General features: G+C 60.9%; 13 protein-coding genes and 1 tRNA gene. 8 read left to right on the top strand and 6 right to left on the bottom strand.

The window, feature by feature from the left end; all coding sequences use genetic code 11:
• Positions 1-16: 16 nt before the first annotated feature.
• Positions 17-808: a tryptophan synthase subunit alpha gene (gene trpA, locus ACJASC_RS12690; protein ID WP_415146371.1), complete on the bottom strand. Its 792-nt coding sequence runs from the start codon at positions 806-808 to the stop codon at positions 17-19.
• Positions 809-873: 65 nt separating this feature from the next.
• Positions 874-1,308: a VOC family protein gene (locus tag ACJASC_RS12685; RefSeq protein ID WP_415146370.1), complete on the bottom strand. Its 435-nt coding sequence runs from the start codon at positions 1,306-1,308 to the stop codon at positions 874-876.
• A 122-nt stretch (positions 1,309-1,430) separates the two neighbouring features.
• On the opposite strand from ACJASC_RS12685, the gene ychF reads away from it, so the two are divergent.
• Positions 1,431-2,528: a redox-regulated ATPase YchF gene (ychF, locus tag ACJASC_RS12680; RefSeq protein ID WP_415146369.1), complete on the top strand. Its 1,098-nt coding sequence runs from the start codon at positions 1,431-1,433 to the stop codon at positions 2,526-2,528.
• A gap of 77 nt (positions 2,529-2,605) precedes the next feature.
• Here the strand turns inward: ychF and ACJASC_RS12675 are convergent, their stop codons facing one another.
• Both ACJASC_RS12675 and ACJASC_RS12670 read right to left on the bottom strand, forming a co-directional pair.
• Complete coding sequence (locus ACJASC_RS12675; protein ID WP_415146368.1) at positions 2,606-4,054, bottom strand: UdgX family uracil-DNA binding protein; 1,449 nt, start codon at positions 4,052-4,054, stop codon at positions 2,606-2,608.
• 12 nt (positions 4,055-4,066) lie between these two features.
• On the bottom strand, positions 4,067-5,299 hold the full coding sequence (locus ACJASC_RS12670; protein ID WP_415146367.1) for a putative DNA modification/repair radical SAM protein: 1,233 nt from the start codon (positions 5,297-5,299) through the stop codon (positions 4,067-4,069).
• A gap of 326 nt (positions 5,300-5,625) precedes the next feature.
• On the opposite strand from ACJASC_RS12670, the gene ACJASC_RS12665 reads away from it, so the two are divergent.
• A tRNA-Ser gene (locus ACJASC_RS12665) sits at positions 5,626-5,715 on the top strand.
• Between the two features lie 450 nt (positions 5,716-6,165).
• On the opposite strand, the gene ACJASC_RS12660 is transcribed toward ACJASC_RS12665, so the two are convergent.
• Both ACJASC_RS12660 and ACJASC_RS12655 read right to left on the bottom strand, forming a co-directional pair.
• Positions 6,166-6,615: a hypothetical protein gene (locus tag ACJASC_RS12660; protein WP_415146366.1), complete on the bottom strand. Its 450-nt coding sequence runs from the start codon at positions 6,613-6,615 to the stop codon at positions 6,166-6,168.
• Entirely contained in the window at positions 6,612-7,169 is a 558-nt protein-coding gene (locus ACJASC_RS12655; RefSeq protein ID WP_415146365.1) for a hypothetical protein, read from the bottom strand. The genes ACJASC_RS12660 and ACJASC_RS12655 overlap by 4 nt, the downstream gene beginning before the upstream one ends.
• 220 nt (positions 7,170-7,389) lie before the next feature.
• Between ACJASC_RS12655 and ACJASC_RS12650 the strand changes: the two genes are divergently transcribed.
• From ACJASC_RS12650 to ACJASC_RS12625, 6 genes are all read left to right on the top strand, one after another.
• Positions 7,390-8,508, top strand: coding sequence for a dsDNA nuclease domain-containing protein (locus ACJASC_RS12650; protein ID WP_415146364.1), 1,119 nt, complete (start codon positions 7,390-7,392; stop codon positions 8,506-8,508).
• Positions 8,508-10,208: a hypothetical protein gene (locus ACJASC_RS12645; protein ID WP_415146363.1), complete on the top strand. Its 1,701-nt coding sequence runs from the start codon at positions 8,508-8,510 to the stop codon at positions 10,206-10,208. Before ACJASC_RS12650 ends, ACJASC_RS12645 begins: the two co-directional genes overlap by 1 nt.
• Before the next feature lie 618 nt (positions 10,209-10,826).
• Positions 10,827-12,155 carry a plasmid recombination protein gene (locus tag ACJASC_RS12640; RefSeq protein ID WP_415146362.1) on the top strand — a complete coding sequence of 443 codons (1,329 nt, stop codon included), beginning with the start codon at positions 10,827-10,829 and terminating at the stop codon, positions 12,153-12,155.
• 172 nt (positions 12,156-12,327) lie between these two features.
• Positions 12,328-12,747, top strand: a complete 420-nt coding sequence (locus ACJASC_RS12635) for a hypothetical protein (RefSeq protein WP_415146361.1) — start codon at positions 12,328-12,330, stop codon at positions 12,745-12,747.
• Between the two features lie 79 nt (positions 12,748-12,826).
• Entirely contained in the window at positions 12,827-13,105 is a 279-nt protein-coding gene (locus ACJASC_RS12630) for a hypothetical protein (RefSeq protein ID WP_415146360.1), read from the top strand.
• Between the two features lie 258 nt (positions 13,106-13,363).
• Positions 13,364-14,209: a hypothetical protein gene (locus ACJASC_RS12625; RefSeq protein WP_415146359.1), complete on the top strand. Its 846-nt coding sequence runs from the start codon at positions 13,364-13,366 to the stop codon at positions 14,207-14,209.
• Positions 14,210-14,360: the final 151 nt, after the last annotated feature.

The following is a 14,360-nucleotide window of genomic DNA, read 5'->3' as shown; positions in this document are numbered from 1 at the left end:
GGAAATGAAGGCAGCCTCAGGCCGAATGGGCCCCGTCGGCGAGGGCCTTCACGAAGGCAAGGATCTCGGGCACCGGCCGGCCTTCGGCAATCTGGCTAACGATGGCCGAGCCGACCACCGTGCCGTCGGCGATACCGGCGATGCTCTTCGCGGTCTCGGGCGTCCTGACGCCGAAACCCACGATGATCGGCAGGTCGGTCTTCGACTTGATCCGCGCCACCTCGGGGGCCACGGCGTCCGCCTGCGCCTCGGCGGCGCCGGTGATGCCGGTGATCGAGACGTAATAGACGAAACCGGAGGTGTTTTGCAGCACGCGTGGCAGCCGGGCGTCATCCGTGGTCGGCGTCGCGAGGCGGATGAAGTTCAGCCCCGCCGCCTGCGCGGGCAGGCACAGCTCGGCGTCTTCCTCGGGCGGCAGGTCAACGACGATCAGGCCGTCGATCCCGGCCTTTCTGGCCTGTTCGAGGAATGTCGGCACGCCGCGCGAATGGATCGGGTTGTAGTAGCCCATCAGCACGATCGGGGTCGTGGTGTCGGTCTCGCGCAGATGCGCCGCGATCTCGAGCGTGCGGTCGAGCGTCATGCCCTGCGCCAATGCCCGCTGTCCGGCGAGCTGGATCGTCGCGCCATCGGCCATCGGATCGGTGAAGGGCAGGCCCAGCTCGATGATGTCGACGCCCGCCCCGGGCAGGCCGCGCACGATTCCCTTGGAGGTTTCGAAATCCGGGTCGCCGGCCATGACATAAGCCACGAAAGCCTTGCGCCCCTCGGATTTCAGCCGCGCGAAAGTGTCGTCGATGCGTGTCATGCCCGTCCCCTCTGGCCCGATCCCCTCGCGGTTTGGGCCAAAGGGGGGCGGAAATCAATGGGGGCTCAGCTTTGGGGCTGGTCCGGCATGGGGGCTTCGACGCCGACCATCCAGCGCGTGCCGTAGCGGTCGGTCAGCGTGCCGAAGCCCTCGGACCAGAAGGTCTTGGCGAACTCCATATGGATCTGACCATGCTCGGCCAGCGCGTCGAACACGGCGCGGGCGCGCGCCACGTCTGGCAGATCGATGGTGATCGAACATCCCGACATCTCCGGCGTGCCGCCCATGATGTCGTCGCTGGCATAGATCCAGCCGTCGCCGATCTTCAGCGCCGCGTGCATGACCGCCTGCGGGCTGGCCTCGGGAAGGGAGTCGCGCATTTCCTGCGGCGCCTCCGAAAATGTCATCACGTTGGCAGGGGGCGCATCGAAGATCCTCGCATACTCGGCCATCGCCTCGACGCAGTTGCCGTGGAAGGTGATATAGGGAATCGGGATCATCGGCGGCTCCTCCAGCTTGCGGGTGGAGCATGGCATGCTGGCCCCGTCGTCACCAAGCCTTGGCTTGCGCGGAGGGCCGTGCGGGGATAGGACCGCCGCGATGTGCTGCTAGGAGGCGTGACATGGGCTTTCGCATGGGGATCGTGGGGCTGCCGAACGTCGGCAAGTCCACCCTGTTCAACGCGCTGACGCGCACCGCGGCGGCTCAGGCCGCCAACTTTCCGTTCTGCACGATCGAGCCGAATGTCGGCGACGTCGCGGTGCCGGACCCGCGCCTCGACAAACTGGCCGAGATCGCCAAGTCCAAGCAGGTGATCCCGACCCGGATGACCTTCGTGGACATCGCGGGGCTGGTGAAGGGCGCAAGCAAGGGCGAAGGCTTGGGCAACCAGTTCCTCGCCAACATCCGCGAGACCGACGCCATCGCCCACGTGTTGCGCTGCTTCGAGGATGGCGACGTGGTCCATGTCGATGGCCGGGTCGATCCGGTGGCCGACGCGCAGGTGATCGAGACCGAGCTGATGCTCGCCGATCTCGAGTCGGTCGAGAAGCGGCTTCAGGGCCTGCAGCGCAAGGTGCGCGGCGGCGACAAGGAGGCCGCCGATCAGGAGCGCCTTTTGAAGGCCGCGCAAGTGGCACTGTCCGATGGCAAACCCGCCCGCACCGTCGAGATCGCCGATGACGATCGCAAGGCGTGGAAGATGCTGCAGCTTCTGACCGCCAAGCCGGTGCTCTATGTCTGCAACGTCGAGGAAGGCTCGGCCGCGAGCGGCAACAGCCAGTCCGCCAAGGTGGCCGAGATGGCCGCGGCCGAGGGCAACGCCCATGTCGTGATCTCCGCCCGGATCGAGGAAGAAATCAGCCAGCTCGACGCCGAAGAGCAGGCCATGTTCCTTGAGGAGATGGGGCTCGAGGAGGCGGGTCTCGACCGGCTCATCCGCGCGGGCTACGATCTTCTGCATCTCGAGACCTACTTCACCGTTGGCCCCAAGGAGGCCCGCGCCTGGACGATCCGGCAGGGCACGCTGGCGCCGCAGGCTGCGGGCGTGATCCATGGCGATTTCGAGCGCGGCTTCATCCGCGCCGAGACCATCGCCTATGACGACTTCGTCGCCTTGGGCGGCGAGGGTCCGGCCAAGGAGGCGGGCAAGATGCGCGCCGAGGGCAAGTCCTACCTCGTCAAGGATGGCGACGTGATGCATTTCCTGTTCAACACCTGAACCGAACCACGCTCCCGTTCTTTGAACCACTTGAGGCGCGCCGCATTCCCCTGCGGCGCGCTTTCGCTTTGCCGCCTTCAGCCAGCGCGCAACTCTTCCAGATGCGCCTGCGCCGATTTCAGATCGGCGCGGAACTTCGCGGTCTCGTCGTCGCGCAGCGCCGGATCGGGCAGCCGCAGCAGGTAGGACGGGTGGACGGTCAGGAACACCGGCACGCCTTCGGCGGTCGCCTCGATCGTGCCGCGCCGCGACAGGATACCCTTGCGTGACCCGGTCAGGCTTTCGGCGGCGGTGCCGCCCATCGACAGGATCAGCTTCGGGCGCACCAGCTCGATCTCTGACTGCAGCCAGAAGCGGCAGGCCTTGATCTCGCCGGTGTTCGGGTTCTGGTGAATGCGCCGTTTGCCCTTGGGCGTGAACTTGAAATGCTTCACCGCGTTGGTGACGAAGGCTTGGGCGCGGTCGATCCCGGCCTCGCGCGCGATGCGGTCGAACATCTTGCCCGCGGGGCCGACGAAGGGCCGGCCCGCCAGATCCTCCTGATCGCCGGGCTGTTCGCCCACCACCATCAGATCGGCGTCACGCGGGCCGATCCCCGGCACCGCCTGCGTCGCGTTCTCATAGAGCGGGCAGCGGGTGCAGGCGTTCTCTTCCGCATGGAGCTGATCGAGATCATCGACCATCGCGCGGACAACGCCGGGCGCGGCGAGCCGTTCCGTGATCTTCGCGGCGCGCGGAGGCGGCAGCGTGGGGGCGGCGGCCTGCATCGCCTTGGCCCGGGCATGGGCGGTTGCGATCATCTCGGGGATGTGGCGCGCCTCGGGCAGGTTCTTCCAGTACTTTTTGGGCATCTCCGAGGTCATCGCGCCGATCTTGAGCCGCGCAGGATTGAAGATGTTGCGAAAATAGGTACCCCAGAGCTCCTCCGTCGCGTCATCGGGAATATCGGGCTTGGGTTCGCCGTCATGAAAGCTCAAGCGTCCCTCCTCGAAGGCGGCCGTGAGGTCGGGCGTCGCGATCATCCAATCCATGTCGGCAAAGCGGCGCGCAAAGAACGGCGCGGTGGGCTCCAATGTGAAATGCGTCGGCTCGAACCACGCCGCAAAGCGTCGGCGGGCTGCGTCGCGCGCTCCGATCTCGCGAAATCGCACGAAGGCGGTCATCTTGTGCCGGTCGCGATGCACCGCCTTTTCCATGGAGCGCAGCTTGGCCAGGGCGGTGTCGCCGCGATCCTCCATCAACCCCTTCTCGGAGCGCAGCCGCCACAGCAGCGCGTAGAGCCGGACAAAGCGTTCGGGGTCGCGGTGCCAGACCACCGAGCCCGCCAGCGACACGAACTCGCGCGGGACCTTGAGCGTGGCGCGCGTGGGCGCGATCTCCTCGGGGGCCTGGGCAAAAAGGTCGTCATCGGCCATGCCCCGGCTCCACGTCACTTCCTCGGGCGGCACCCGGCGCGCGATCAGGCCGCGGGCGGCGTCGCGCCAAGCCTTGTCGGTTTCGATGCGGGGCAGGGCGACGTGGGGCATGGACGCGAAACGTCAGAACAGCGACAGCTGTTCCGGCGCGGGGGCGAATCGCGCAGCGAGATCCGGCGCGTCGAGCAGCGCGCCGGGGGTCCAGTCGACAAGGCTGACAAAGGGCCGCGCGTTCTTCATGTTGGCCCCCATCCGCGCCAGATCGTCCCAGCGCAGCCTTCGGTGCCGCCGCGCGGCGATGATCCGGCCCACCGTCTTGGCACCGAACCCCGGCACCCTGAGCAGCGTCTCGCGATCCGCCCGCATCGGGTCGACCGGAAAGGCATGGCGGTTGCGCAGCGCCCAGGCAAGCTTGGGGTCGATGGTGAGATCGAGGTTGCCGCCCGTCCCGGCGGTGATCTCGCCCACGTCGAAGCCATAGAAGCGCATCAGCCAATCGGCCTGATAGAGCCGATGCTCGCGCATCAGCGGCGGTTTGATCAGGGGCAGCTTGGCTGTGGCGTCGGGGATGGGGGAAAAGGCGGAGTAATAAACCCGCTTCAGCCCATAGGAGGAATAGAGCCGCGTCGATTGGCCCAGAATGGTCGCGTCGTTCGAGCCGTCGGCGCCGATGATCATCTGCGTCGATTGGCCGGCCGGCGCAAAGCGCGGCGGACGCTTGCCGGTGTGGCTGGTCTCTTTCGCCGCCTCCTTCCTGAGCCGCACGCCCGCCATCGCACGGCGGATCGTGTCGGGCTTCTTCTCGGGGGCGTATTGCGTCACGCTCGCATCGGTCGGCATCTCCACGTTGATCGACACCCGGTCGGCATAGAGCCCGGCCTGTTCGATCAACTCCTGGCTCGCCTCGGGGATGGTCTTGAGATGGATATAGCCGCGAAAGTTCTCCTCCTCGCGCAGCTTGCGAGCGATGCGGACCATGTCCTCCATGGTCTTGTCGGGGCTTTGGATGATGCCCGAGGACAAAAACAGCCCCTCGATGTAGTTGCGCCGGTAGAATTCCAGCGTCAGCTTCACGACCTCATCGACCGAGAACCGCGCCCGCTCGACATTGGACGATACCCGGTTCACGCAATAGGCACAGTCGAAGATACAGAAATTCGTCATCAGTACCTTGAGCAGGCTAATGCAGCGTCCGTCGGGCGCATAGGCATGGCAGATACCCGAGCCTTCGGTCGAGCCGAGACCCCTGCCGTCCTTCGAGTTGCGCTTCGACGTCCCCGACGACGCGCAGGAGGCGTCGTATCGCGCGGCGTCCGAGAGGATGGCGAGCTTGCGCTCCAAACTGTGTGCTGTCATTCCGTTCAACTAATGTTCCGCGCCCGCGATGCAACCGTTCGGCCCTGCGACAGTCTGTCCGGCCCTGCTGGTCTGGTTCGGAGGGACTGCGGGGATGGGAGCAATCCAGAGCGCAGGCAGCGAACAAGCCCGCCACCGAACGCGGCCTGCCTCTTGCCATTCCCTCGTTCCAGCGCTCCTAAGCATGCCGACACAGCAAGCCGGGATGAGGAGGCCAAAGAGCCACTGGGCTGTTGCGATGAGACATAAAGATCCTCGACAGCTTTTCTGCATCGGAACGGTTTTCGCCCTTGTTTCCCCCTCAGCGCTTGCATAGACACACCGGCGGAGACGTGGCCGAGTGGTCGAAGGCACACCCCTGCTAAGGGTGCAGGCGGGAAACCGTCTCGAGGGTTCGAATCCCTTCGTCTCCGCCACTTTTTGCCCCCTGCGCGCGACGCAAGGCCAGCAAAATAAGGCATTTGATTGCATAGTGTGATCATTGCCCGAAAAATTTGCTCCACTTTTTGCTCCACATTCTCCTGCATCCGCACCGGTATTTCGTTGGTAGCGAGGTCTTCCCGTGCATCCCGATGGGCCAAGAAGCGTGCACCCCGCCTGACCTACGGGCCCGGACAGATCAGCAGAGCGCCGTGGACGATCAACAGCACGACAATCGCGACGCGCACGAGGTTTCGCCGCAGCCAGACATGGGCGCGGGTGCAGTATTTCATCGGCTTCTCCTGTGAAGTTGGTGGCGCGCCGGCAGCTTCGTAGCAGCGAAGGAGTGTTGATCATCACCGGCGCGCCGAATGCCGGGGGATCCAGTCCCGACGCCGGGACCATGCGGCCCCTCAAGGAACGGCGCCCACGCGGGCGCCGTCGGATCATTTGTGGTCGAGCATCCGCAAGCTCAGTTTCACCGCTTCAGCGAAGTCGATGGCCGTCCGAACGGCACGAGACAGCTCCTCGAGCAGCGGGAGGGCAGCTTGGAGCGCCTCTGCCTCCGGCGTGAGACGCCGGTGGGTGTCGAACGCCTCGGCGCAGCCGATCAGGCGCTCCTGCGGGATGTCGACCTTCTCCTCGAAGGTCCCGGCCTTGATCCCGTCGTGGATCTCGGAGATCGCTGTAGCGAGGACTTGCGCGAGGGTCTCGTCGACGCCGCTCTCCTTTTCGAGGAGCTCGAGGGCCTCCCTCACCGCATCCTGCGCACCGGGGCTGAGATGCGGAATCACCCGGCTCCTCAGGTGCTGACCCATTCCTGATCGCCGCTCGAGGACACCGCGGACGAGGCCGACCTGCTGCTCCAAGAGGCTCAACGGCAAAAACCCGGTCATCCCTGCACCGCCTTTCCGGCGGGAACGACGCGTCGTCGTGTGCGCCGCTCCACGACGACCTCCCCGCCTCGCATGGCACCGGTCCGCCGGCGCTGCCGGGACCAATAGCTGGCGGCGATATCGCGTTCCGCGTGGATGCGGCCCCGCACGGCATGCATCGCGCTGAGCGGGGCGCCGCTGAGGCGTCCGAGGACGGCGGAGCCGGCGGCCCGGCAGATTGAGAAACCGCTGTGGGTCAGCGGCACCAGCAGGCGGCGCGCGCCGACGAAGCGGGTCGGTTCATTGAGCCCAGCAGAACGGTAGTCCTCCCGGCGACGTGCATGCACTTCGTAGCCGACATTGGAGCGCCGGCGCGAGGTGGTGCCATAGGCGAGCAGAGCGCAACGCTGACCGCCTTGAACCTCGATGTCGAGAACGAGGCAGGGCCGCGCCTTGGGGCGCCCAATGTGGCCCTCCTCGGCGAGAGGAAAGCGGAAGGCGACGATGTCGCCAGGTGCAATGTGGTCCTGCCACGCCGGGGTCATCGCGAAGGTGGTCTGGATGTTGTCGAGCATTTTCGGTGTCCTTAATTGGTGGATGTCCGACGCTCACGATCTTCCCTCTTTCCTATCGGCCGGGACCTTTCGTCGTGCGCGTCACGAGACGCGCGCACGGCGGAAAGGGTTGGCCTTGGGGTTTTCCTTCGCTCCGATCCGAATCGGATGAACTATGCAATTTGCAGTTGAACCGAAGGGCGAGAGATGTATGACTTGATCAAAAGTTTGGGATACTGCATTGAGTTTAACCGAAAAAATAGAGAAGACTCCGCACAGAGAGGTTGCTGGTTCAGATGCCTATGCTGCATTTGAATTTCAGCTGATGTTTGGCGTTGAGCTTCTATTTGAAAGCTATGATAAACTTAGCGATTTTGCAGTTCTGTTTGAGTTTCATGGTGATATCGTATTGCTGACTGGGTCCGAAAGCCCTACGGAGATTGAATTCTTTCAACTGAAGCATTCAACCAAGGGCAATTGGTCACTAGCCTCGCTCTCTCATAACCCGAAAAAATCTAAAACTAGCGAAAAGTCTCAATCAATTATTCAAAAGTTGCATGGAAACGTCGCTGCGTTCTCTGGTTACGCTAAAGGCGGCCAAGTAGTTTCAAATGCATATTGTTCAGAATTTGGGCAAGCTGAGAATTCACTTTTCAGCGCAATGTCTGATGTTAAGAAAACGAAACTCCTAGACCATATCCAATCTGCATATCCAGATGCAAATCTAGATTGCCTTGATATATTAGGGTTCCGGCGAACTGAGCTTGACAAAACCGCATGCCACGAACTGGTGAAAGGTAGAGTTCATAGCTTTTTACAAGCTAAAATTTGCGGAGATGCATTTCAGCTAGAAGCGTGCACAAACGCGATCGTCGGACAGTGTCGTCTCAGGAACAAGAAGCTCGCAACAGATGTTCCGAGTGTCATCGGCCAGATCGTAACACAGAAGGGAATATCTAAGAACGATATCGACGATTGGCTGACTGACATTGCCTCGAACACAAACGCCCCCGAATGGAGCTTTATTCAGCCTTTTATTGGGCTGCATTGGGGCTTTATTCACGCGAACGATGTTAGACTTGCCTATGAAGGTTTCAGGGTTGAAGCACTGGACAGCGGAAACGATGCTCAGAACGTGTTGGTAATGAAGATACGGCAGGCTCTCGAGGTAAATGAAGTAACTGAACCAATTGGCGAATTTATTGATAAATTGGTTGCGTCTGCAGAACTGGTAGGCAATGCGGAGAAGTTTGGTTACTCGGCTGCCCAACTGAAAGCGATGGTCATATATGAAATTTTCAAAACTCAACAGGCAGGAACAGTTCAAAAAACTGATACGCAGTCTTCGGAAGAAAACTAATGAAAAAACTGAACTTCAGAAGGTTATGGATCGTCTCGGATCGAGAGAAGAGCGCAAGGGTTGAAAGTCTCGATAGCCCAGAGGTCGTGGTCACAAGCTACGGGGTAAATCGCACCGGAAAGTCGAGTTTTATAAAGTCTTTATATGCTGCGCTCGGTGCGGACCCAAAGAAAAATAACAGTGAGTGGGAGAAGCTTCAGGCCAAAATTCTCCTCGAGTTTAGTGTCGATGGCATTTCTTACTTTTCTCTAAGGGTTGGGAACAATATTGCATTTTTCGATGGGCTTGGAGAGATGATCTCCGCTCATTACGGCATAACTAAAGCTGCTGCCTTTTGGGCAGACATATTTGATGCAGATATCCAATTTCCTGGAATGCGCAGCGGCCTTGTTTCTCCCATGCCATCAGCGTGGTTCATGCCCTTCTATATTGACCAAGATACTGGTCTAAATGATACTTGGGCGTCTTTCGACGGACTGAATGCTTATAGCTCTCCCAAGGATACATTAATTGATTTCCACTCCGGAGCGCTTCCAAAAGAATACTACTTAGCCCGGGCAGAGAAGGACGCTGCGACCAGCAAGTTATCAGTTCAGCAGGCCGAACGTAAGCATCTTGAGTTCGCCCAGAAAAAACTGGACGCCTTAACGCTTGATAGCGATTTGTCCTTTGAGCCAAGAAATTTTGAGAATGAGATTGCTATATACCTCGAAAAGCAGGATCGCTTCAATGATTTGAGGGAAAAGGTTCGAATGGAAGTTCGAGAGCTGCAAGCTGTCCGCAGCCGTCTTTTGCAAGAGAGCAAGCTGGCGGCAGCAACTTTGAAGGAATTAGACGCCGATGTGACATATTTAAAGAAAATTGACACTTCTGAGATTGTCTGCCCAACCTGCAACACCGTGCATGAGACAAGCTTTGCTAATACTTTGCGTTTGGCAGGGGACGCAGAAACATGCCGCACTTACTTAGCCGCGACTCAAGAAGAGTTAGAAAAGGTTTCAAAGAAAATCGAAGCTAAGTCTAAGGAAATGCGGATGCACAAGGAAGCTGCTGTAGAGATTGATTCAATACTAGGTGAAAAGCGAGGAAAATTGACGCTTCGCAATATGTTGGAGCATGAGAGTCGTCGGATAGCGGGTGCTAGCCTTGATAAAGAAAAAGAAAAAATCGATGTCCTTGTGGGGGGGATAGAAGAGGATATTAGGGCGGCGGCAAAGAAAATGCGGGATAATAACAGTGCGAAGCGAAAAGCAAAAATTCTTGAATTCTATCAGGGGAAACTTAGAGCTTTTTGCGATAAATTGAACTTACCTTCGCCACCCGAGAAGACTTTTTTGAAGCTGAGGCCTGTTATTGACACTACCGGAAGCGATCTTCCTCGTTTAATTTTAGCTTATCACTACGCGGTATTGCATACGGTTGCGGAATTCTCGACTTCGGTTTTTGCTCCGATAGTTTTTGACACTGCACAACACCAAGATCAAGATGAGACGAACATCAATGCAATGATTGAATTTGCCTTTGAGCAGCGTCCGGCTGATACGCAGTTTGTGTTCGGGACGGTCGGCCTACATAACTATCAATACTCAGGCGCGACTGTAATATCGCAAGAGAAGGGGCGACTGCTCTCTAAGGCTTCATACGAGCAAGCGCGCCTGGATATCTCGCCGTTTGTAGAGCAATTAATGGCGAGCAGGTAGGTTTAGTCGATCGCCACCATCGGTCGACAGCGCCCAGGTGGGATTGATCTAATCTCTCTGCCCGACCTGTCAGGCATGCTCGTCCACGTGACGGCTTCTTTTCCTCTTCAGTGCTTAGGTCAAGCTCATAAGGATCCGCGACGAAGCCATTAGCTTAGGGTTTCAGGGGGATTTAGTGGAACAGCTAGCTTGTCTCGAAACGCCAACGCCGCGCATCCCGCAAGATGCGCGGCGTTGGCGTGTCTGACCGTCGGAGATGCCGAAGGGGTGCAGGGGGCGTGGCGAACGGGCCTCTGCGAGCAGGGGGATGCAAGGGGGAGTGCGGAACGATGACCCTTGCTCCGGCGGAAGGCCCCGAGAGGGTCAGGGAGAGCGGCGCGTCTCCCTGACGGCGCGGCAGCGGCGCCGGGGTCCAGGGGTCTCCCCTGGCGAACGACAGCCTGTGCACAAAGGCGCGCGCAGCGCGACGACTGCGCAGGCTGGTTAGTGAGTAGAGGGTAGAGGGTAGAGGGTAGAGGGCCAGTCACACCCCGCAACGCACCGGTGAAGGAACCGCGATTTCCGGATCGCCTGGGTCAGCAACATCTCCCCGTCTCCAGTCCTTCCGGAGATGCCCCCGTGATCCACCAGTCCCGCCCAGAATTCGCCGTCGTCTGCCGTTTCCAGGGTTTGTTCCCCGCCGACCTTGCCGGCTACGAGAAGCACCGCACCCGTAGAGGAGGCGATCTTGGCCATGTCAATTCTTCGCGCTCCCACCTGAACCGCAATGTAATCGGCGAGCCGGATTGGGCAGCGCGGACAACCGCCCTGATCGAGGACATGAAGGCGGAGAACTTTGCCGATGAGATCGAAACGCTCACGCGGCGGCGGCGGAAGAAGCAGATCAGGGAGCGCATGGCCGAAGGCCCACGCGATCCCTGGCGGGCAACCCGCCACGGACCCATGCGAGAGGTGATCCTGACGGCCAACCGCGACTGGTTCGACGCCCTCCCCACCGTTGCCGCCCGCGAGGCCCGCGCAATGGCGTTCCAGGACGCGGCCCGGGACTGGCTGCTGGAGAATTTCGGCGAGGATGTCGTGCATGCGCGGGCCGACCTCGACGAGCAGGCATTTCACATCCACGCGGTCATCGTGCCGAAGGTTCAGGTGGAGCTGAACGGAACGAAGCGCTGGATGCTCCAGCCGTCCAAGCACGGTCTGATCAAGAATTACGAGGCGGCGCAGGACAGTGTTGGCGCGCATTTCGCGCCGCTGGGCCTCGTGCGTGGAGAGCGGCGGGCCGAAGCCGTGCGCAAGGCGCGGCAATCCGGGGAGGAGCCGCCAGCCTACCGGCAGCATGTGCGGACGGCGGACTGGCGCAAGGCCGAGGACACCAGGATCGTCGAGACCATCGCGGATCTCGACCGGCGTGCAGAGGCCATGGTCATCGAGGAAGGGACAATCGAGCAGAAGCGAGAGGCGGTCACGGACCGGGAGAACGCCATTGACGCGCGCGAGGACGCCGCCGTGGCCAAGGAGCAGGAAGCCGATGCGGTGCTGGCTGTCGGCCAGGGATTGGCGGCAGGCGCCTTCGACATCGAGGACAGGGACGGGACGCCCGCGCTCTTCGAGACACCGGATGCAAAGTCTGGACTCCTGTCGAAGCTGAGGGCGCGGATAGCGCCCTCCACCTCCGGCCGTGCCCGCGCGCTGCATGTGTTCTCGAAGACGTTGGCGCGCTTGCGCCAACAGGCCCGTGACGAGGCGAAGACAGCCGTCGCTCGCGACACGGCCGAAATCCAATCCGCGGACGAGACCATCTTCGAAATCGCATCTCGCCTTCCCTACGCCGAGCGTAGGTCCATCGGAAAGATCCGGGTCTCTCTCAGCGCGCGCATTATGGCCCTGACCGGTCGCGACATGGGCCGCAAAACCCCTGCGAAGGGCGAGGATGACGAGAGTCCATGACCGAAATTTGCGTATTTCTTTCTTGTGAATTCAGGGGCTTGAGGTGCGGCACCGAGAAAACTTCATGAAAACGCTACTGCTCAAAAAAATCGGTCGGACTATTCTTCTGTCCGCGGCGGCAGAGACCTCGGCGGACATGACCAGAAACAGTCCCAAGAGGAAGACACCAACCATGAAGACCCTGCTCGACACCACCCGCTTCCACGCCCCCGCCGATGGCCGCGCAAGCGGCGGCGACCGTCCCAAGCTGACCGCGAAACAGCGTGCGATCGCCGCGCTGGAAAAGGCCATCGACAAGGACGCCAAGGCCGAGGAACGCCTCGAGGCGGCCCGCCGCAAGGCCATCGGCGAGCACTTCACCGCCTGGATCGAAGAGGCCGATGCCTCGCTCATCGCCGAAGTCTTCGCCGGCCTCGAAGTGGCGGCCACGAAGGCCAACCGTAAGCGCATCGCCTCGCACCCGCTTCGCCCCGGGAAAGTCGATGCCATCGTCGAGAAGCGGCTCGCCGAGATCGAACGCATCAAGGCCGAAGAAGCCGCGGAGCGTGAGCGCGAACGCCAGACGGACGATGGCGCCTCCGACGCCGCCTGATCATCGCATGATCCTCCCGCCCTCCGCGATCGGAGGGCGGCAAACCGCACAGCCCTGACCTCCCCATCGAGACGATCCAATGCACGCCACCCTCGCCACCCTCCCATCGCAAGGCCTCGGTTCCGCCGGTCTTGCCTGGCGTGGTCAGGCATCGGGGGCGGCGAAGACCCATCAGCAGGAGATCGCGCGCCTCACTGAAGCCCGCGACAAGCTGGCGACCCTCTTGGCGGGTGGGGAAATGTGGGCGCTTTCGCTCTTCACCCGCCTCGAGGCCGAGCTGGCCCAGTTGACGGCCCGCGAGGATGTCCTCGCCCGCGCCCGTCAGATCGCCGAAACGGCGGCGCGCAAGGCAGCTTGAACATTGGCTTTGCCCCCTTGAGGCACTAATTGGCGCCCGGGGCGAATGAATGGTGAGAGCCCATTCTTACCGATGCTGCGGCACGCATGAAAGGCTGCGGCGGCGAAAGGTGCCACATTTATGAGCGTTCAATTGGGCTAGGCTCACTGCCGGACCTGTTCCAAAACGCAGAACCGAGCCTGTCGGAACGACTACAGCATTTCGCGGTGGTGTTCCGCAATAGTGCGCGTATAGAAATCAGATGTGAAAGGTCCTGACATGCCGAGACGACCGCATCGCGCGATTTTATATGCTCTCGTAGGGCTCCTCATTGCCGGGGTGTTATTTGCCCTTTTGAGCACGCGCACTGGTAATCTCGGTCTTTTGGGGATTGTGATGACGCTGGGCGTGGAGGCAATCTTCTTCATTCTCGCAGTCTATGTCGCCGAGCCGACGGTCACGGAAGATTCTTCGCAGGCGCACACCCCAGTTGATGCATCGCCAGCGCGGCCCCGACGTGTGCTCTCTCGCGCTTGGGCTGTTTCCCTTCTGTCCCTCGCGATCTTGGTATTTACTTTCGTGGTCTCGATCTTCTTCGATTCCTTCAACCTACTGCTGGCCGACCTGATCGCCTTGGGAGAGCTGCGGATCATCACGCAACGTGCCGACCTGACCCTGCAGCTTACGGTGGGAGGCTACTTTGCGTTTCTCTTCTGGTTTCCGGCGATTTTCGTGACAGGCTTTCAGGTCGGCCGACGGTCCGTCGCCCTCTCCTATTGGGACTGCCTTGCCTCAGCGTTCATGTCGCTCGGCGTTCTGGTCTTTTTGATCTTCGTCGTCGAGGTCTGGTCTGGCACGCTTTCGATCGAGCTGCTCTTTACCATGATGTTCAACGCGGGGAGCGAACAACAGGTCAGGCTCGTCCCGGAACGGGCGGTCTTCGTCGGCCTGCTGATCCTCGTGGCGGTGGCTGTAGTCTCGATCGTCGCGGCACTCGTATGGATAGCCGCCAAACTCGGTCGTCGGTCGGATCGTGAGAGCGGGTGCCGCTCGCTCTTCCCTGCCGATATAGTCGGGCCGTCACCTCAGAACCCTGAGACGGCGCGATGTCGGCCCACGACCTGAGATTGAAATACAGCATAGCCCTTCTGACCTGCTCCCCGCCGGTCCCTCGGTCATAACGAGAGTTTGCGAGTTTGAGATTGGTAGTTGGACTGGTCGTTTCGGGCAAGCGCGCCTGGCGTGGAGCCTTCAAATTGCTCAAGCGCCCGGCGCG

Origin of the sequence: Limimaricola cinnabarinus (genome assembly GCF_047631075.1) — a bacterium.
Taxonomy (GTDB): Bacteria; Pseudomonadota; Alphaproteobacteria; order Rhodobacterales; family Rhodobacteraceae; genus Limimaricola; species Limimaricola cinnabarinus.
This window is presented reverse-complemented; position numbering and strand designations above follow the sequence as displayed.